The sequence below is a fragment of the Streptomyces sp. NPDC001219 genome, from assembly GCF_053597915.1.
Genome location: NZ_JBSFJF010000010.1, coordinates 130,121 through 148,279 on the forward strand (window position 1 = coordinate 130,121; position 18,159 = coordinate 148,279).

Here is an 18,159-nt window from a genome sequence, read left to right on the forward strand (position 1 = left end):
TCCGCCCCCGTGCGCCGCCGCCCCTGAACGTCCGTTTCTGTCCCGGTGTCTCCCGACCTCACGCACCCTGACCCGCGCGGCGGTCCGTTCGGAGTGCCGCAACAGGGCGTGGCAGGCGCCGGTCACCGTGGCCAGACCGGCGGCGGCCCCGGCGGCACCGGCCCAGGAGGCGCCGCTGAAGATCAGCACGAGTGGCACCAGGGCACAGCTGAACGCGCCCCAGCGCACCACATCACTCACTGGGTCGGGTGATCTGTCGGACGGCAACGGCACCGCGCACTCCCCTCGGACGGGCTGCTACTACAACGCGGCCGACGATCATGGGTCACCGCGAGGGGTACGTACGGGGGCAGGCCGGGGCATTGCCATCCGCGCCACGCTCCGGCATGCTCCGGGGAACGTTCGAGGCCCCACCCACCTCGCACGGGCGCCTCCGCGCCCGTGGCGGGCTCTGGGCAGCGGGGGAGTGGCGCCGTACTCTTGGGGTATCGGGTTGGGAAGATGATTCCCAGTCGTATCGTTCCTCTTTGAACTATGGCTCCCGCACTTCGGGCGAGTCAGCTCAGTCAACTGCCGGATCAAGTCAATCGCCGTTCCCCGTTCGCCCCTCCGCAAGAGGACGTCCTCGCCGAGACACCAATGGCCGGTCACGAAATCCCCGAACCCGCGGACCGCAAGCAGGTCGCCGATCCCATGGCGGACCTCGAAGCGGCGGAAAAGACACGCCACTCCTGCGACCCCGCCTTCCGGCACGGCGTCGTGGTCGGCTTCGACGGCTCCATGTCGAGCGAACGCGCATTGGCGTATGCAATCGGTATGGCCCGGCGCCTCGGCTCCGGTTTGATCATCGTCCATGTGGCCAACCGGCTGCCGACGACCGTCTGGGCCGGCTGTGAGCCCCCGGTCTTCGTGGACGTACCCGATCACCGCACCGAGGTGCTCGGCCTGGAGCTGGCCTGCGCTGACCACCTCACCGAGGTGCCCTGGATTCTCGTCGAGCGTGGCGGCGACATCTGCCACGAGCTGGAGGAGGTCGGCCGGGAGTACGAGGCCGACGCGATCGTGGTCGGCTCCACGCACGGCATCGTCGGCCGGATCTTCGGCTCGGTGGCCGGCCGGCTCGCCCGCCGGGCCCAGCGCCCGGTGATCGTGATTCCCTGACGCGCCCACGGAAAGCGCGCGGGCACTCAACTCCCGTGCCGCGCCGCCCCCTTCACGCGATCTTTCTCCCCGTCACGTCCACAGGTGCGGGGGCGTCATGAGGATTGTGCGCAGCCGCACTTCCGCTCACCCGGCAAGGTGAAAGCGGCCCCCGCGGCGGGTAGGAAACAGGCACGTGGGCGCGCCGCGACACGGGCCCGGCGGCCGCGCACACGGCAACTGCGTGCTGCCGGCCGGGAAGTGACGGTTTCCGGGGCGGCGGCATCCCGCCGGCGTATGGGCGACGCCGGTACAGGGGAGGCGGCGGCTCCGCGTGCGTATGGTGGCACGCCCGCGGAGCCGCCGACTCCCCTTTGCGCCTGAACCGGCGCCGCTTTCGCGGAGGTGGTTGGGCGCCGTGGGGGGTGCTCAATTGTCGCTTCGGTGGAGTGGGATCAGTTCCTCTCCACCGGGCTCCGGGCTACTCCACCGTGACCGACTTCGCCAGGTTGCGGGGCTTGTCGATGTCGCGGCCGAGGGCCAGGGCCGTGTGGTAGGCGAGCAGTTGGAGCGGGATGCCCATGAGGATCGGGTCCAGCTCCGGCTCGTTCTTCGGGACGAGGATGGTGTGGTCGGCCTTCTCCTGCTCCTGGTGGGCGACCGCCAGGATGCGGCCGCTGCGGGCCTTGATCTCCTCCAGGGCGGCGCGGTTCTTCTCCAGCAGGTCGTCGTCGGGGACGATCGCGACGGTCGGCATGGCGGGCTCGATGAGGGCCAGCGGGCCGTGCTTCAGCTCCGAGGCGGGGTAGGCCTCGGCGTGGATGTAGGAGACCTCCTTGAGCTTCAGGGAGGCCTCGCGCGCCACCGGGTAGCCGCGCACCCGGCCGATGAACATCATCGACTTGGCGTCCGCGTACTGCGCCGACAGCGTCTTGATCTGCTCCTCGCCCTTGAGGATCTCGTCGATCTGGCCGGGCAGCTTGCGCAGGCCCTCGATGATCCGCTTGCCGTCCGCGACCGACAGGTCACGGATGCGGCCCAGGTGCAGGGCGAGCAGCGCGAAGGAGACCACCATGTTGGTGAAGCACTTGGTGGAGACCACGCAGACCTCGGGGCCGGCGTGGACGTAGATGCCGCCGTCGGTCTCCCGGGCGATCGCCGAGCCGACCACGTTCACCAGGCCCAGCACCCGCGCGCCCTTGCGCTTGAGCTCCTGGACGGCCGCCAGCACGTCGTAGGTCTCACCGGACTGGGAGACCGCCACGTACAGCGTGTCGGGGTCCACGACCGGGTTGCGGTAGCGGAACTCGGAGGCCGGCTCGGCGTCCGAGGGGATACGGGCCAGCTCCTCGATCATCTGCGCGCCGATCTGGCCCGCGTGGTACGAGGTGCCGCAGCCCAGGATCTTCACCCGGCGCACCCCGCGCGCCTCGCGGGCGTCGAGGTTCAGGCCGCCGAGGTGCACGGTGGAGAAGCGGTCGTCGATCCGGCCGCGCAGCGCGCGGTCCACCGCGTCCGCCTGCTCGGAGATCTCCTTGTGCATGTACGTGTCGTGGCCGCCCAGGTCGTAGGACTCGGCCGCGTACTCGACGGTCTCCGGGGCGGACGTGGTGCGCGAGCCCTCGGTGGTGTACGTGCGGTAGTCGTCGGCCTTGAGGGTGGCCATCTCGCCGTCGTCGAGGGTGACGACCTGGCGGGTGTGCGAGACCAGCGCGGCGACGTCGGAGGAGACGAACATCTCGTGCTCGCCGATGCCCAGGACGACCGGGGAGCCGTTGCGGGCCACCACGATGCGGTCGGGGAAGTCGGCGTGCAGCACGGCGATGCCGTAGGTGCCCTCGATGTGCCGCAGCGCCTCGCGGACCCGCTCCTCCAGCTTCTCGGCGGCGGAACGGGCGATCAGGTGGGCCAGCACCTCGGTGTCGGTCTCCGAGGCGAAGGTGATGCCGTCGGCGGTGAGCCTGGCGCGCAGCTCGGCGGCGTTGTCGATGATGCCGTTGTGGACGACCGCGACCTTGCCCTCGGTGTCCAGGTGCGGGTGGGCGTTCTCGTCGGTCGGCGCGCCGTGGGTGGCCCAGCGGGTGTGCGCGATGCCCGTGGTGCCCGCGAAGCGCTTCGGCACGCGCGCCTCCAGCTCACGGACCCGGCCCTTGGCCTTGGCGGTCTTCAGGCCGCCCGCGGCCTTGCCGGTGCCCTTGGCGTGGATGGCGATGCCCGCCGAGTCGTAGCCGCGGTACTCCAGGCGCTGCAGGCCCTCGAGGAGCAGCGGGGCGACATCACGTTTGCCGATATACCCAACGATCCCGCACATACAGTGACCCTCCCAGAAAGCGTGGTGACGATGGTTCGTGCCCGGCCCGGTGTGCCGGGCGTGGCCGTCAGCCGTAGATGAGGCGGCGCAGCTGGCGGGCCGAGAGATCGGGCGGGGCCACGGCGCGGTGCGGCAGCTCGTGGCGGAGCCGTTCGAAGATCTCCTCGTTGCGCAGTCCCTGGGACTGCAGCTCCCGATGGCGCCGGCGGACGAATTCCTCGATGGTCTCGTCGAAGTACGCCAGCACGTCGAGCACCACCCGGGCGGCCTCACCGCGCTGAAGCGGTGTGCTGCGCACCAGGTGGTCCACCAGGTCTTCGTGCGGCGCCTCAGCGCTGCGGTGACGGCGATCGAGCACCCGTCGATATTGCGGGGCGGCGCGCGGAATGGCAAGAAATCTGCCCGCTATCGGGCACGTCCCCGGTTTGGGGGCCTGAAACTGGTCCGAACCTTGACCGGAATCGAGGCTCGCGGTACGCATGGTCACCGTTCGGTCGCTCCATGCCATGCACCACGCCCTGCACGAGGTTCGCCGAAGGGACCGTCCATGAGACGACGCAGACTGCTGTTCTCGCTGCTGCTGGTCGCGGCCGCGGGGCTGGGGACCGCCGCCGTACCGCCGCAGGGCGCCGCCGGAGCCGCTCCCCGGGCCGCCACCCCACTGGACCGGGTGATCCCCGCTCCGGCGTCCGTACGCGGCGGCGGGGAGGCGTACACCCTCGGGGCCGGCACCCGCATCCGGGTGCCCGGCGGCTCCGGTGAGGCCAAGCGGATCGCCGGCTATCTGGCGGGGCTGCTGCGGCCCGCCACCGGGCTCGCCCTCCCCGTGACGACCAAGGACGGCCGGGACGGCATCGTGCTGCGCCTCGGCGGCAGCGGCACCGGCGGGCTGGGCGCCGAGGGCTACCGGCTGACCTCCGACGGCCGTGCCGTCACCCTGAGCGCCGCCCGCCCCGCCGGTCTCTTCCACGCCGTGCAGACCCTGCGCCAACTGCTGCCCGCCGGCGCGGAGCGGGAACGCGCCGGGCGCACGCCCTGGCGGATCGCCGGGGGCACCATCACCGACTCCCCGCGCTACGGCCACCGCGGCGCGATGCTCGACGTCTCCCGGCACTTCTTCACCGTCGCGCAGGTCAAGCGCTATATCGACCAGCTCGCGATGTACAAGATCAACCGGCTGCATCTGCACCTGTCGGACGACCAGGGCTGGCGGATCGCCCTTGCGTCCTGGCCGCGGCTGGCGACCTATGGCGGCTCCACCCAGGTCGGCGGTGGCCCCGGCGGCTACTACGCCAAGGACGACTACCGCGAGATCGTCCGCTACGCCGCGGCCCGCTATCTGACCGTCGTGCCCGAGATCGACATGCCGGGCCACACCAACGCCGCGCTGGCCTCCTACGCCGAGCTCAACTGCAACGGCCAGGCGCCGCCCCTCTACACCGGCACGAACGTCGGCTTCAGCTCCCTGTGCGTGCCGAAGAAGGTGACGTACGACTTCGTCGACGACGTGATCCGGGAGATCGCCGCGCTCACCCCGGGCCGCTACCTCCACATCGGCGGTGACGAGGCACACTCCACCAGCCACGCGGACTACGTGGCCTTCATGGACAAGGTGCAGCCGGTGGTCGCCAAATACGGCAAGACCGTGGTCGGCTGGCACCAGCTGACCGGGGCGCGCCCGGCCAGGGGCGCCGTCGCGCAGTACTGGGGCTACGACAAGACGGGCGCCGCGGAGCGCCGACAGGTCGCCGACGCCGCCCGCAACGGCACCCGGCTGATCCTCTCGCCCGCCGACCGCGCCTACCTCGACATGAAGTACGACAAGGACACGCCGCTGGGCCTGTCCTGGGCGGGCTATGTCGACACCCGGCGCTCCTACGACTGGGACCCGGGCAGCTATCTGAAGGACGCGCCCGCGGACTCCGTCCTCGGCGTGGAGGCGCCCCTGTGGACCGAGACGCTGTCGACCTCGGCGCACCTCGAGTACATGGCCTTCCCGCGGCTGCCCGGCATCGCGGAGCTGGGCTGGTCCCCGGCGAGTACCCACGACTGGGACGACTACAAGGTGCGGCTGGCCGCCCAGGCGCCCCGCTGGGACGCGCTGGGCATCAACTACCACCGCTCGCCGGAAGTGCCCTGGCCGGCGAAGTGAGCCCGCCGTGCCGGGCGTCCGACGACGCCCGGCACGGCCTCCGGGTCCTCAGACCCGCTCGGCGGCGATCAGCAGGTACTGGAAGCTGCCGTTGCGGTACGCGGTCAGGAAGGTGTCCTCGATCCCCGTGACCAGGTGGTCGGCCTCCCGGCGCAGCTCCCAGTACGGCAGCGCGGCCTCCGTCAGGTCCTCGACGTGCACGGGGACGAGCCGGTTGCGGGCCATCGCGCGGAAGTACTCCGACCGCGGGTGGATGTCGCAGATGTAGTGGGCGTTGATGAGGGACACCTCGCGGGAGGCGCGCCCGTAGGCGTCGTTGTAGCAGCCGGTGATCGTGACATACCGTCCCCCGCGCCGCAGCAGCCTGGCGTGCTCCGCGAACAGCAGGTCCAGCTCGACGTACATGGTCGACTCGTTGTTCCAGGACGCCGCGTAGGCGCCGGAGGTGAAGCCGGTGTCGAGCATGTTGCGGTGGTGGTAGCGCACCCTGTCGTCGATACCGCGCTTGAGGGCCTGGCCGTTGGCGAAGTCGGCCTGCTTGGCGGAGATGGTGGCCCCGTCGGCGTGGCAGCCGTAGCGCAGATGCGCGACCACGCTGCCGCCGCCGCGGCCGCACCCGGCGTCGAAGACCCGGTCGGCGGGGGAGAGGTCACCGAGGTGGGAGGCGAGGAGTTCGGCCTGGGCGTGCTCCAGCCGGTGCAGTTCGCCGGTGACCCGTTCGCGGCGCCGGGCGGGGTCCGGCTCCTTCAGCACCGACCGGTCGGCGTCCCCGATGCCGTAGTGGTGGTGGTAGAGGTCGTCGATCCTCCCCAGTTCGAGGTTGACCGGGTTCTCCTCGGCGTTCCAGTAGTCCGCGACCCGGGACTGGTACGTGGACTGGGTCGGCACCGGTGTGCGGGCGGTGTCGGCGTGAGCGATGGTCAACGGTGACTCCTTGCTGTGGTGCGCGGATCGGTCTACCAGTAGTTGGGCAGCTGGTAGCGGTCGGTGTTGGTGGCGTGCCACTCGTGGTTGCCGGACACCCAGTCGGCCAGGCCGCGGACGTACCGTTCGAGGAGGGGCGAGGTGGCGGACAGCGGAGCCGACTCCGTCTCGAACGCCTCCATGATCTGGTTGTGGATCTCGACGCTCTTCAGGTAGGCGGCCTTCAGGCCGCGCCGGTCGTTGGCGGCCACCACCTGGGGCAGGTTCAGATGGTCCGGGTCACTCGCCAGCTCCCTGGTGAAGGAGTACAGGTCGTTGACGATGGTGGTGGCGTTGCAGGCCAGCGCGGTGACCCGCTGGACCTCGGGGCGGGCGTAGAGCGCCTCGGGGAGCTCGTAGCCGTCCACGGCGTCGACGATGGACAGACAGGGGCGGAAGTTGTTGAACTGCCGCATGACCAGGTACTCCCAGACCCGCGGCGCGTGCCGGGTCTCCGCCCAGGCGGCCTCGGCGAGATAGCCGAGGTGCAGCCGGGCGATGTCCTGGACGAACCGGTCGGTCTGGCTGGGGGTGGCGAGGGCCGCGTAGTCCTTCAGGGCCCAGTGGTAGGAGCGCAGCGGCCCGTCGGCCTGCACACCGTGGCGCCACTCCTCCTCCAGCTCGGGGGTGCCGTGCAGCGGGTCGAGGGCCGACTGGGCCAGGATCAGCCGGCCGCCGAGGCCGCGGTGGGCGCCGCCCTTGCCCTCGTCCTCCTCGCAGTAGCAGTTGTCGACGATGTTCTCGGCCAGCAGCAGCTTGCCCGCGACGGTGAGGCGTTCGAGGTCGGCCGCACCGGGATGCTGGAGGACGACGGCCCGGCCGAACCGGAACTCGGTGAAGTCCCCGGTCCACTGGGCGGGGAAGAGGTCCAGCCGGCGGGCCCAGGCCTCCAGTCTGCGGTCGATCTCCCGGGCCTTCTCCGGGTCGGCGGGCGCGGCGGGCCGGTACCTCAGCCCGGGGACGGCTCCGCCGGGGCGCCGGTTCCGCAGGGTGCGGACGAGGTTCGGCGGGCCGGGCAGCGCGAACGCGGCGGCGGGGTTCGGGGGCGTGCTCATGGTTCGGGACTCCACCTGCTCAGTCGGCGCTCCGGCCGATCTGGACGTTCTCCAGGACTCCGACGGCGTCGGGCACGAGGATGGCCACCGAGTAGTAGGCGGTGACGAGGTAGTTGATGACGGCGGCCGGGTCGATGCCCATGAACCGGACGTTCAGGCCGGGCTCGTACTCCTCGGGGATGCCGGTCTGGTGCAGGCCGACGACTCCCTGGTCCGCCTCACCGGTACGCAGCGCGAGGATGCTGCTGGTGTGGGTGTCACTGACCGGGATCTTGCCGCACGGGAAGATCGGGACGCCGCGCCAGGCGGGCACCTCGTGCCCGTCGACGTTCGCCGTGCCCGGCACCAGACCGCGTTTGTTGCACTGCCGGAAGAAGGCGGCGATCGCCTTCGGGTGGGCCAGGAACAGCCGGGTCTTGCGGCGCATGGACAACAGCTCGTCCATGTCGTCCGGGGTGGGCGGGCCGGTGTAGGAGCTGATGCGCTGGCCGTGGTCGGCGTTGTGCAGCAGTCCGAACTCCCGGTTGTTGAGCAGCTCCCACTCCTGGCGCTCGCGGACCTCCTCGACGGTGAGCCGGAGCTGCTGCCGGGTCTGGTCCATGGGGTCGTTGTAGAGGTCGGCGACCCGGCTGTGGACCCGCAGCACGGTCTGGGTCAGGGAGAGTTCGTACTCGCGCGGGGCGAGCTCGTAGTCGACGAAGCCGCCGGACAGCGTGGGCTCGCCGACGTGCCCCGCCCGCACCGGTACCTCCGCCTCGCCCTTGCGGTTCATGGGGCGCTGCTGCCGCTCCGCGTACGCCGTCAGATGGGCGGCGAGGGACGGCACCCGGTCGGTGAACTCCCGGACCACGTCCCAGGGCAGCACCATCACGACGCCCGCCGTCTCGGCCCGGACCGAGGTCAGCCACCGGGGGTCGGGCCGGCCGATCGCCTCGTCCCCCATCTGGTCGCCGTCCGTGACGACGCCGAGGACCTCCTCCTCGCCGTACTTGCCGGGCGCGGAGCGGGTGAACCGGCCGTGGACGACGAGGTAGGCCTCGGTGGTGGGCTGTCCGGCCTCGAAGAGGACCTGGCCGGCCCGGACCTCCCGCACCCGGAAGCGGCCGGCCAGCTCCTTGAGGACCTCGGTGTCGGAGTAGCCGCGCAGGGCGGGAAGTTCGGTGAGGGTCCGCGGGATCACCCGGATGTCGTCCGCGCCGTTCTGCTCGAACTGGACCCGGCCCCGGCCGACGCGGAGCTGGAGACGGCGGTTGACCCGGTAGGAGCCGCCCTTGACGTCCACCCAGGGCAGCGCCTTCAGCAGCCATCGCGAGGTGATGGCCTGCATCTGGGGCTCGGACTTGGTGGTGGTCGCCAGCCGGCGCGCGGCCTGTGTGCTGAGGCTGGTGAGCGCGCTGTCTGCGGGTGGTGCGGCAGTGGGCTCGTCGGCGGCGGCACCGGTGATGCTGTCCGGTACGGACACATTCCCCTCCCGGGACATGAACAGAAGTGAGCAAAACGTCCTGCCGTGAACAAAGTGGCCGTGTTCAGGAGCAAGCCAAACAGGGGGGAGGGCACGTCGGTACGGCGTGAAAGGGGGCGAACTCGCATCCACGAGTCATAAACCCCGAAGCGAGGCAGGCGGATCATGGTGGTGCGCCCGCGCGCCCTCGGGCCGCCGCATGCTCCCCGCGCACCGGGGTACAGGCGCGGACGCGCACAGGGGCGCACACAGAAGCGGCGGCCCGGTCGCCGAAGCGACCGGACCGCCTTCCTTCACCGCACCGGGGGCTTGCCCCGGGAGACGCCCTACGAGACGCCCAACTCCCGGGCGATCAGCATCCGCTGGACCTCGCTGGTGCCCTCGCCGATCTCCAGGATCTTGGAGTCCCGCCACATCCGGGCGACCGGGTATTCGTTCATGAAGCCGTAGCCGCCGTGGATCTGGGTGGCCTCGCGGGCGTTGTCCACCGCGATCTCGGACGAGTAGAGCTTGGCGAGCGCGGCCTCCTTCTTGAAGGGCTCGCCGTGCACCAGCCGGGACGCGGCGTCGCGCCAGGCCAGCCGGGAGGTGTGCGCGCGCAGCTCCATGTCGGCCAGCTTGAACTGGATGGCCTGGTTGCTGCCGATCGCCCGGCCGAAGGCCCGCCGCTCCTTGGCGTAGCGCACCGACTCGTCCACACAGCCCTGCGCCAGGCCGGTGGCCAGCGCCGCGATGGCGATCCGGCCCTCGTCGAGGATGCGCAGGAACTGGGCGTAGCCGCGGCCCTCCTCGCCGAGCAGGTTGGCGGCGGGGACCCGGACGTCGGAGAAGGACAGCTCGCGGGTGTCCGAGGCGTTCCAGCCGACCTTGGAGTACGGGGCGCCGACCGTGAAGCCGGGCGTGCCGGAGGGCACGATGATCGAGGAGATCAGCGGGGAGCCGCCAGAGGAGTCGGACGCAGCCTTGCGGCCGGTGACGGCGGTGACCGTGACCAGTCCGGTGATGTCCGTACCGGAGTTGGTGATGAAGCACTTGCTGCCGTTGATCACCCAGTCGTCGCCGTCGCGCACCGCCGTGGTCCGCGTGGCGCCGGCGTCCGAGCCGCCGTCCGGCTCGGTCAGGCCGAAGGCGCCGAGCATCTCACCGCTGCACAGCTTGGGCAGCCACGCGCGCTTCTGCTCCTCCGTGCCGAAGTGGTAGAGCGGCATGGCGCCCAGGGAGACGCCCGCCTCCAGGGTGATGGCCACCGAGGAGTCGACCCGGGCCAGCTCCTCCAGGGCGATGCCGAGCGCCAGGTAGTCGCCGCCCATCCCGCCGTACTCCTCGGGGAAGGGCAGCCCGAACAGGCCCATCCGGCCCATCTCCTGCACGATCTCGTACGGGAACGCGTGCTGCTCGTAGTACTCGCCGATCTTCGGGGCGACGACGTCGTGCGCGAACGCCTCGACCGTGCGCCGGAGTTCTTCCAGCTCGGCGGGCAGACGGTGGTCCAGGGACATGGGGGTCACTCCTTGTGGGAGAGGGCACGGAGGGTACGGGAGGGGCTCGGCCGGCCAAGGGCCTCGGCCATCCACACGCTGGTGGCGGTCAGGCGGTCCAGGTCGACCCCGGTCTCGATGCCGAGGCCGTGCAGCATCCACACGAGGTCTTCGGTGGCGAGGTTTCCGGTGGCGCTCTTGGCGTACGGGCAGCCGCCGAGGCCGCCCGCCGACGCGTCGAGGGTGGTGACGCCGTGCTGGAGCGCGGCGAAGGTGTTGGCGAGGGCCTGCCCGTAGGTGTCGTGGAAGTGCACACCGATACGGGAGGTGGGCACCCCGGCCTCGTTGAGGGAGGCCAGCAGGGTCCGCACATGGCCGGGGGTGGCGACGCCGATGGTGTCGCCCAGGCTCAGTTCGTCGCAGCCCAGGTCGAGCAGCGCCCGGCAGACCCGGACGGTCTGCGCGACCGGCACCGGGCCCTCCCAGGGGTCGCCGAAGCACATCGAGAGATAGCCGCGGACCTCCGCCCCGGCGTCCTTGGCGCGCGCCACGACCGGTGCGAACATCGCCAGCGCCTCGTCGACCGTGCGGTTGAGGTTGGCCTTGGCGAAGGACTCGGTGGCGCTGCCGAACACCGCGATCCGGCGGGCGCCCAGGGCGAGCGCCCGGTCCAGCCCGCGCTCGTTGGGGACCAGCACCGGGAGCCGGTGCGGGTCGAGGTCGCCCAGCAGCGGGAACAGCTGCTCGGCGTCGGCGAGTTGGGGCACCCACTTGGGGTGGACGAAGCTGGTGGCCTCGACGGTCGGCAGGCCCGCGGCGGCGAGGCGGTGGATGAACTCCGCCTTGATCTCCGTGGGCACCACGGTCTTCTCGTTCTGCAGGCCGTCGCGCGCGCCGACCTCATGGATGCGCACGCGGGTGGGCAGCCCCTCCGCGCGGATCTCCATCGGCAGTCCGGCCGCGGTCATGAGGCGCTCTCCTGCCCGCCCCCGGGGCCGCCCGCGGACGCGGCGGCCTCGTCGGGGCTCTCGTGCGGGGCGACCACGGCCAGGATCTGGTCCATGGCGACGGTCGATCCCGCGGTGACGTCGAGTTCGGTGACGGTCCCGGCGTGCGGTGCGGAGATGACGTGCTCCATCTTCATCGCCTCCACCACCAGCAGGCCCTGGCCGGCGGCCACCTCGTCGCCGACGGCGACCTTGACAACGGTGACGGTGCCGGGCATCGGGGCGGCCAGGGTGTCCGCACCGTGCGCCCCGCCGGCCCCGCGCAGCGCGGCCGCCACCGGGTCGTGGCTCGTCACCTGCCAGGAGTCGCCGTCCCGGCCGAGCCAGTCGCCGCTGCGGTGGAAGCTGTGCAGCACGCCGTCGACGGTGATCCGTACGCGGTCCGGTGTGACCTGGCCGGCGGCCGCGTCCGGCCGTACGTCGAGGGCGACCGGGTCGTGTCCGGGAACCCGCAGCCAGTGGCGTACCGGTGCGGGCTCGCCGCCGAGGCGGAAGCCGTCCGGCGCGGCGAACGGGTCGCGCCAGCCGCCGTCCGCCACCACCGGCTCCAGGGCGGCCTGGCGCACCGCTGCGGCCGCCGCGTACACCTCGTCCGGCACCGTGCCGTCGACCAGCCCGGCCGCCTCCCGCTCCACCAGGCCGGTGTCCAGCTCACCGGAGACCACGTCCGGGTGGGCCAGCAGCCGCCGCAGGAAACCGGCGTTGGTGGTGACGCCGAGGGTGACCGTCCCGGCCAGCGCGGCGCGGAGCCGGCGCAGTGCGCTCGCCCGGTCCGGGCCGTAGGCGATCACCTTGGACAGCATCGGGTCGTAGCGGCTGCCGACCTCGCCGCCCTCGGAGAGCCCGGAGTCCGTGCGCACCCCGTCGCCCTGCGGTTCGTGGAGCGCGAGCACCGTGCCGCCGGTCGGCAGGAAGTCCCGTGCCGGGTCCTCGGCGCAGATCCGTGCCTCGATGGCGTGGCCGGTGAGGGTGAGGTCCTCCTGGGCGAACGGGAGCGGCTCACCGGCCGCGACCCGCAGCTGCCACTCCACCAGGTCGAGGCCGGTGACCAGCTCGGTGACCGGGTGCTCGACCTGGAGGCGGGTGTTCATCTCCATGAAGTAGTAGGAGGACGGGTCCTTGCCGGGCACGATGAACTCGACGGTGCCGGCGCCGCGGTAGCCGCAGGAGCGGGCCGCCTGCACGGCCGCCTCGCCCATCGCGGCGCGGGTGGTCTCGTCCAGCAGCACCGAGGGGGCCTCCTCGATGACCTTCTGGTGGCGGCGCTGGAGGGAGCACTCGCGCTCGCCGAGGTGGATCACGTTGCCGTGGCCGTCCGCCAGCACCTGGATCTCGATGTGCCGGGGCCGGTCGATCCAGCGCTCGACGAGCAGGGTGTCGTCGCCGAAGGAGGAGCGGGCCTCCCGGCGCGCGGACGCGATCTCGTCGGCCAGCAGCGCCGCGTCGCGGACCAGCCGCATGCCCTTGCCGCCACCGCCCGCGGACGGCTTGAGCAGGACCGGTACCCCGATCTCCCGGGCCGCGGCGGCCAGTTGGTCGTCGCTCAGCCCGCTGCCCGAGGAGCCGGGCACGACCGGGACCCCGGCCTCCCGCACCGTCTCCTTGGCCCGGATCTTGTCGCCCATCAGCTCGATGGCGTCGGCGGAGGGGCCGATGAAGACCAGCCCGGCGTCCGTGACGGCGCGGGCGAAGGCGGCGTTCTCGGCGAGGAAGCCGTAGCCCGGGTGGACCGCCTGGGCGCCGGTCCGGGCGGCCGCGTCCAGCAGCCGCTCCACGGACAGATAGCTCTCGGCGGCCGGGGCCGGGCCGATGCGTACGGCGGTGTCGGCCTCGCGGACATGGCGGGCGTCGGCGTCCGCGTCGCTGAAGACGGCGACCGAGCGGATGCCGAGGGCGCGCAGCGTACGGATGACGCGGACCGCGATCTCGCCGCGGTTGGCGATGAGGACGGTATCGATGGTGGTGGCCATTCCTGTGGACATCCCTCTCACATCCGGAAGACGCCGTAGCCGGGCGCGGTGCGGTCCTTCTCGGGCAGCGGGGCGTTGGCGCAGGCGGTCAGCGCCAGGCCCAGCACCTGCCGGGTCTCCAGCGGGTCGATCACACCGTCGTCCCACAGCCGCGCGGTCGCGTAGTAGGCGTTGCCCTGGGTCTCGTACTGCTCGCGGACCGGCGCCTTGAAGGCGGCCTCGTCCTCGGCGCTCCACTCCTCGCCGTGCGCCTCCAGCTGGTCGCGCTTGACGGTCGCGAGGACGGAGGCGGCCTGTTCGCCGCCCATCACCGAGATCTTGGCGTTCGGCCACATCCACAGGAAGCGCGGCGAGTAGGCCCGCCCGCACATGGAGTAGTTGCCCGCCCCGTAGGAGCCGCCGATGACGACCGTCAGCTTGGGGACGCGGGTGCAGGCCACCGCCGTCACCATCTTCGCGCCGTGCTTGGCGATGCCGCCGGCCTCGTACGAACGGCCCACCATGAAGCCGGAGATGTTCTGCAGGAACAGCAGCGGGATGCCGCGCTGGTCGCACAGCTCGATGAAGTGGGCGCCCTTCTGGGCGGACTCGGAGAACAGGATGCCGTTGTTGGCGACGATGCCGACCGGGTGCCCGTGGATATGGGCGAAGCCGGTGACCAGCGTCGTGCCGTACTCCGCCTTGAACTCCGCGAAGCGCGAGCCGTCCACCAGCCGGGCGATCACCTCACGGACGTCATAGGGCGTACGGGAGTCCGCGGGCACCGCCCCGTACAGCCCGGCCGGGTCGGCTTTGGGCTCCTCGACGGTCCGCACGGTCCACGGGAGCGGCTCGCGCTCGCCGAGGGTTCCGACGATGGTGCGCACCAGGCGCAGGGCGTGCGCGTCGTCCTCGGCGAGATGGTCGGTGACGCCGGAGGTCTTCGCGTGCACCTCGCCGCCGCCCAGCTCCTCGGCGGTGACGACCTCGCCGGTGGCGGCCTTCACCAGCGGCGGTCCGCCCAGGAAGATCGTCCCCTGGTTGCGGACGATCACGGCCTCGTCGCTCATCGCGGGCACGTAGGCACCGCCCGCCGTGCACGACCCCAGCACCGCCGCGATCTGCGGAATCCCCGCCCCCGACATCCGCGCCTGGTTGTAGAAGATCCGCCCGAAGTGCTCCCGGTCGGGGAAGACCTCGTCCTGCATCGGCAGGAAGGCACCGCCGGAGTCCACGAGATACAGACAGGGGAGACGGTTCTCCAGGGCGATCTCCTGCGCCCGCAGGTGCTTCTTGACCGTCATCGGGTAGTAGGTGCCGCCCTTGACCGTGGCGTCATTGGCGACGATCACCGTCTCGCGGCCGGAGACCCGGCCGATACCGGCGATCACGCCGGCGGCCGGGGCCGCCCCGCCGTACATCCCGTCCGCGGCCAGCGGCGCCAGCTCCAGGAACGGCGAGCCGGGGTCCAGCAGCGCGTCCACCCGGTCGCGGGGCAGCAGCTTGCCGCGCGCGGTGTGCCGCGCCCTGGCCTTCTCGCCGCCGCCCAGCCGGGCCGCCGCGAGCTTCTCGCGCAGCTCGGCGGCCAGCTCGCGGTGCGCGGCCTCGTTGGCACGCCAGGAGTCGGACGCCGGATCGGCGGTACTCCCCAGCACCGGTGCCTGCTCCATCAGTACGAGCCCCCTTGCTCGGTCTGCTGTCCCGGTGCCGCGGTCCGCGGTATTCGGGCCATCCGGGTTAATGGGCGTTAACCCCATTGCTGTCAGGTTAACGAGCACTAACCCGGCTGTCTACAATCGACGTCATGAGTGATGTGCAGGACCCCGCCCCGACCAGCCGCCGCGAGCAGATCCTCAAGGAGGCCGCCCGGCTCTTCGCGGAGCGCGGCTTCCACGGCGTCGGCGTGGACGAGATAGGGGCGGCCGTGGGCATCTCCGGCCCCGGCCTCTACCGGCACTTCGCCGGCAAGGACGCCATGCTCGCCGAGCTGCTGGTCGGGATCAGTGAGCGGCTGCTCGCCGGCGGCCGGATGCGGGTCGCGGAGGGCGGCGGGAGTCCCGAGGCGGTGCTGGACGCGCTGATCGACGGGCACATCGACTTCGCGCTGGACGACCGGCCGCTGATCACCCTGCACGACCGGGAGCTGGACCGGCTGCGGGAGGCCGACCGCAAGCGGGTCCGCCAGCTCCAGCGGCAGTATGTGGAGCTGTGGGTGGACGTCGTCCGCCGGGTCCACCCGGGCCCCTCCGAGTCCCGGGCCCGCGCCGCGGTGCACGCCGTCTTCGGCCTGCTCAACTCCACCCCGCACCTGGGCCGCCCGGGCTCCCTGCCGGGCCGCACGGACATGGCGGAGCTGCTGCACCGGCTCGCGCTGGGCGCGTTCGGCGCGGTGGCGGCGGAGCCGTCGGCGGGGGAGCCGGTGGCGGTGCCGGTTCCCGGCGCCTAGTCCGTACGCATTTTCGTTGACCTCTGGACAGCTTAGGTAACTGGCCGGTAGCTTTCGCTGAGCAAGCGCTTAGACAGGCGCTTGGACCGGCGACCTGGAGGAGGCGACGTAGATGCGCCGTACGGTGTTCAACGAGGACCACGAGGCGTTCCGCGAGACCATACGCGCCTTCATCGAGGCCGAGGTCGTGCCCGTGCACGACGAGTGGCTGGCCGCCGGCCAGGCCCCGCGCGACTTCTACTACAAGCTCGGCGAGCTGGGCGTCTTCGGTATCCGCGTCCCCGAGGAGTTCGGTGGCGCCGGCATCGACTCGCACAAGTTCGAGGCCGTGATGTACGAGGAGACCTCCCGTGCGGGCGTCTCCTTCGGCGGCTCCGGCGTGCACGTCCTGCTCGGCCTGCCGTACATCCAGATGCTCGCCACCGACGAGCAGAAGAAGCGCTTCCTGCCGAAGTTCGTCAGCGGCGAGGAGATGTGGGCGCTGGCGATGACCGAGCCGGGCACCGGCTCCGACCTCGCGGGCATGAAGTCCACCGCGAAGCTGTCGGAGGACGGCACGCACTACGTCCTCAACGGCGCCAAGACCTTCATCACCGGCGGTGTGCACGCCGACCGCGTCATCGTCTGCGCCCGCACCGCCGCCCCCCGCGAGGACGACCGCCGCTTCGGTATCTCGCTGTTCGCCGTGGACGCCAAGTCCGCCGGCTACTCCGTGGGCCGCAAGCTGGACAAGCTCGGCCTCAAGATCTCCGACACCGCCGAGCTGGCCTTCGTCGACGTCAAGGTCCCGGTCGAGGACCTGCTCGGCGAGGAGAACAAGGGCTTCGCCTACCTGGGCCTGAACCTCGCCTCCGAGCGCTGGGGCATCGCCTTCGGCGCCTACGCCCAGGCCAAGGCCGCCGTCCGGTTCGCCAAGGAGTACGTGCAGGAGCGCACGATCTTCGGCAAGACCGTGGCCTCCTTCCAGAACACCAAGTTCGAACTGGCCGCCTGCCAGGCCGAGGTGGACGCCGCCGAGGCCGTCGCCGACCGCGCGCTCGAAGCCCTGGACGCCGGCGAGCTGACGCCGGCCGAGGCCGCCTCCGCCAAGCTGTTCTGCACCGAGGTGGCGCACCGTGTGATCGACAAGTGCCTCCAGCTGCACGGCGGCTACGGCTTCATGAACGAGTACCCGATCGCCCGCCTGTACGCCGACAACCGCGTCAACCGCATCTACGGCGGCACCAGCGAGGTCATGAAGTCCATCATCGCCAAGTCCATGGGCCTCTAGGCCGTAAGGGCCCCGCGCACGTGAACGACGCACTCCGGTCCCTGCTCGGTCTGCTCTCCCTGGAGCGGATCGAGCAGGACATCTTCCGGGGCGAGAGCCGCGCCTCGGTCGTCCCCCGGGTCTTCGGCGGCCAGGTCGCCGCCCAGGCCCTGGTCGCGGCCGGGCGCACGGTCCCCGCCGACCGGCCGCCGCACTCCCTGCACGCGTACTTCCTGCGTCCCGGGGACCCCGGCGCGCCCATCGTCTACACCGTCGACCGCATCCGCGACGGCCGGTCCTTCACCACCCGCCGCGTCGTCGCCGTCCAGCACGGCCAGCCGATCTTCCACCTCTCCGCCTCCTTCCAGGAGGCCGAGGAGGGGCTGGAGCACCAGGAGCCGATGCCGCCGGCACCGGACCCGCTGGAACTGCCCACCGCCGCCGAGATGCTGCCCCGGCACGCCGAGCGGTTCCTCGCCCCGGACGTCGCCGAGCGCCTGCTGGAGGCACGGGCCGCCATCGACCTGCGGTACGTCGACGAGCCGCCCTACGCCACCGTCGGCGAGGTGCGCGAGCCCAGGTCCCAGGTCTGGTTCCGCACCCAGGGCAAGCTCGACGACGCCGGCGAGATCCCCCGCCCCCTGCTGGACATCTGCCTGGTCACCTACGTCTCCGACATGACGCTGCTGGACTCCATCCTGCTCGCGCACGGCCGCGGCGGCTGGGCGGTCGGCGACGTGGTCGGCGCCAGCCTCGACCACGCGATGTGGTTCCACCGCCCGCTGCGCGCCGACGAATGGCTCCTCTACGACCAGGAGTCCCCCACCGCCCAGGGCGGCCGTGGCCTGGGCAAGGGCCGCATCTTCACGGCGGAGGGGCAGTTGGCGGTGTCGGTGATCCAGGAAGGGGTCATCCGGGTGCCGCGGGACTAGCCCCTGCGCCCCTCA

The 18,159-nt window shown here is 71.6% G+C and carries 14 protein-coding genes; 5 read left to right on the plus strand and 9 right to left on the minus strand.

All coding sequences use genetic code 11. The features are described 5' to 3' along the window. Positions 1-639 precede the first annotated feature (639 nt). Complete coding sequence (locus ACWC9R_RS09200; protein ID WP_018093093.1) at positions 640-1,161, plus strand: universal stress protein; 522 nt, start codon at positions 640-642, stop codon at positions 1,159-1,161. Positions 1,162-1,621: 460 nt separating this feature from the next. On the opposite strand, the gene glmS is transcribed toward ACWC9R_RS09200, so the two are convergent. Together glmS and ACWC9R_RS09210 are read right to left on the minus strand one after the other, a co-directional pair. Next, complete coding sequence (gene glmS / locus ACWC9R_RS09205; RefSeq protein ID WP_450729836.1) at positions 1,622-3,451, minus strand: glutamine--fructose-6-phosphate transaminase (isomerizing); 1,830 nt, start codon at positions 3,449-3,451, stop codon at positions 1,622-1,624. A gap of 67 nt (positions 3,452-3,518) precedes the next feature. Further along, positions 3,519-3,809 (minus strand): hypothetical protein, encoded by a 291-nt coding sequence (locus ACWC9R_RS09210; RefSeq protein ID WP_362605201.1) that lies wholly within the window; start codon positions 3,807-3,809, stop codon positions 3,519-3,521. A 189-nt stretch (positions 3,810-3,998) separates the two neighbouring features. On the opposite strand from ACWC9R_RS09210, the gene ACWC9R_RS09215 reads away from it, so the two are divergent. After that, on the plus strand, positions 3,999-5,603 hold the full coding sequence (locus ACWC9R_RS09215; RefSeq protein ID WP_450729839.1) for a beta-N-acetylhexosaminidase: 1,605 nt from the start codon (positions 3,999-4,001) through the stop codon (positions 5,601-5,603). 48 nt (positions 5,604-5,651) lie between these two features. Here ACWC9R_RS09215 and ACWC9R_RS09220 read toward each other — a convergent pair whose 3' ends face one another. From ACWC9R_RS09220 to ACWC9R_RS09250, 7 genes are all read right to left on the minus strand, one after another. After that, complete coding sequence (locus ACWC9R_RS09220) at positions 5,652-6,527, minus strand: geranyl diphosphate 2-C-methyltransferase (RefSeq protein ID WP_450729841.1); 876 nt, start codon at positions 6,525-6,527, stop codon at positions 5,652-5,654. Positions 6,528-6,559: 32 nt separating this feature from the next. After that, on the minus strand, positions 6,560-7,621 hold the full coding sequence (locus ACWC9R_RS09225; protein WP_450729843.1) for a family 2 encapsulin nanocompartment cargo protein terpene cyclase: 1,062 nt from the start codon (positions 7,619-7,621) through the stop codon (positions 6,560-6,562). A 19-nt stretch (positions 7,622-7,640) separates the two neighbouring features. Then, positions 7,641-9,083 carry a family 2B encapsulin nanocompartment shell protein gene (locus ACWC9R_RS09230; RefSeq protein ID WP_450729845.1) on the minus strand — a complete coding sequence of 481 codons (1,443 nt, stop codon included), beginning with the start codon at positions 9,081-9,083 and terminating at the stop codon, positions 7,641-7,643. 326 nt (positions 9,084-9,409) lie between these two features. Next, positions 9,410-10,582 (minus strand): acyl-CoA dehydrogenase family protein, encoded by a 1,173-nt coding sequence (locus ACWC9R_RS09235; RefSeq protein ID WP_450729847.1) that lies wholly within the window; start codon positions 10,580-10,582, stop codon positions 9,410-9,412. A gap of 5 nt (positions 10,583-10,587) precedes the next feature. Continuing rightward, on the minus strand, positions 10,588-11,529 hold the full coding sequence (locus ACWC9R_RS09240) for a hydroxymethylglutaryl-CoA lyase (RefSeq protein ID WP_450729849.1): 942 nt from the start codon (positions 11,527-11,529) through the stop codon (positions 10,588-10,590). Continuing rightward, a complete protein-coding gene (locus ACWC9R_RS09245) occupies positions 11,526-13,538 on the minus strand; it encodes an acetyl-CoA carboxylase biotin carboxylase subunit (RefSeq protein WP_450729851.1) in 2,013 nt (670 codons plus the stop codon). The genes ACWC9R_RS09240 and ACWC9R_RS09245 overlap by 4 nt, the downstream gene beginning before the upstream one ends. A gap of 17 nt (positions 13,539-13,555) precedes the next feature. Then, positions 13,556-15,187 carry a carboxyl transferase domain-containing protein gene (locus tag ACWC9R_RS09250; RefSeq protein WP_450729853.1) on the minus strand — a complete coding sequence of 544 codons (1,632 nt, stop codon included), beginning with the start codon at positions 15,185-15,187 and terminating at the stop codon, positions 13,556-13,558. A 134-nt stretch (positions 15,188-15,321) separates the two neighbouring features. Between ACWC9R_RS09250 and ACWC9R_RS09255 the strand changes: the two genes are divergently transcribed. The 3 genes from ACWC9R_RS09255 to ACWC9R_RS09265 all read left to right on the plus strand — a co-directional run bounded on the left by ACWC9R_RS09255 (position 15,322) and on the right by ACWC9R_RS09265 (position 18,144). Then, a complete protein-coding gene (locus tag ACWC9R_RS09255) occupies positions 15,322-15,963 on the plus strand; it encodes an SACE_7040 family transcriptional regulator (RefSeq protein WP_450729855.1) in 642 nt (213 codons plus the stop codon). A gap of 112 nt (positions 15,964-16,075) precedes the next feature. Further along, positions 16,076-17,233, plus strand: coding sequence for an acyl-CoA dehydrogenase family protein (locus ACWC9R_RS09260; protein WP_450729857.1), 1,158 nt, complete (start codon positions 16,076-16,078; stop codon positions 17,231-17,233). A gap of 20 nt (positions 17,234-17,253) precedes the next feature. Beyond that, positions 17,254-18,144, plus strand: a complete 891-nt coding sequence (locus tag ACWC9R_RS09265) for an acyl-CoA thioesterase (RefSeq protein ID WP_450729859.1) — start codon at positions 17,254-17,256, stop codon at positions 18,142-18,144. Positions 18,145-18,159: the final 15 nt, after the last annotated feature.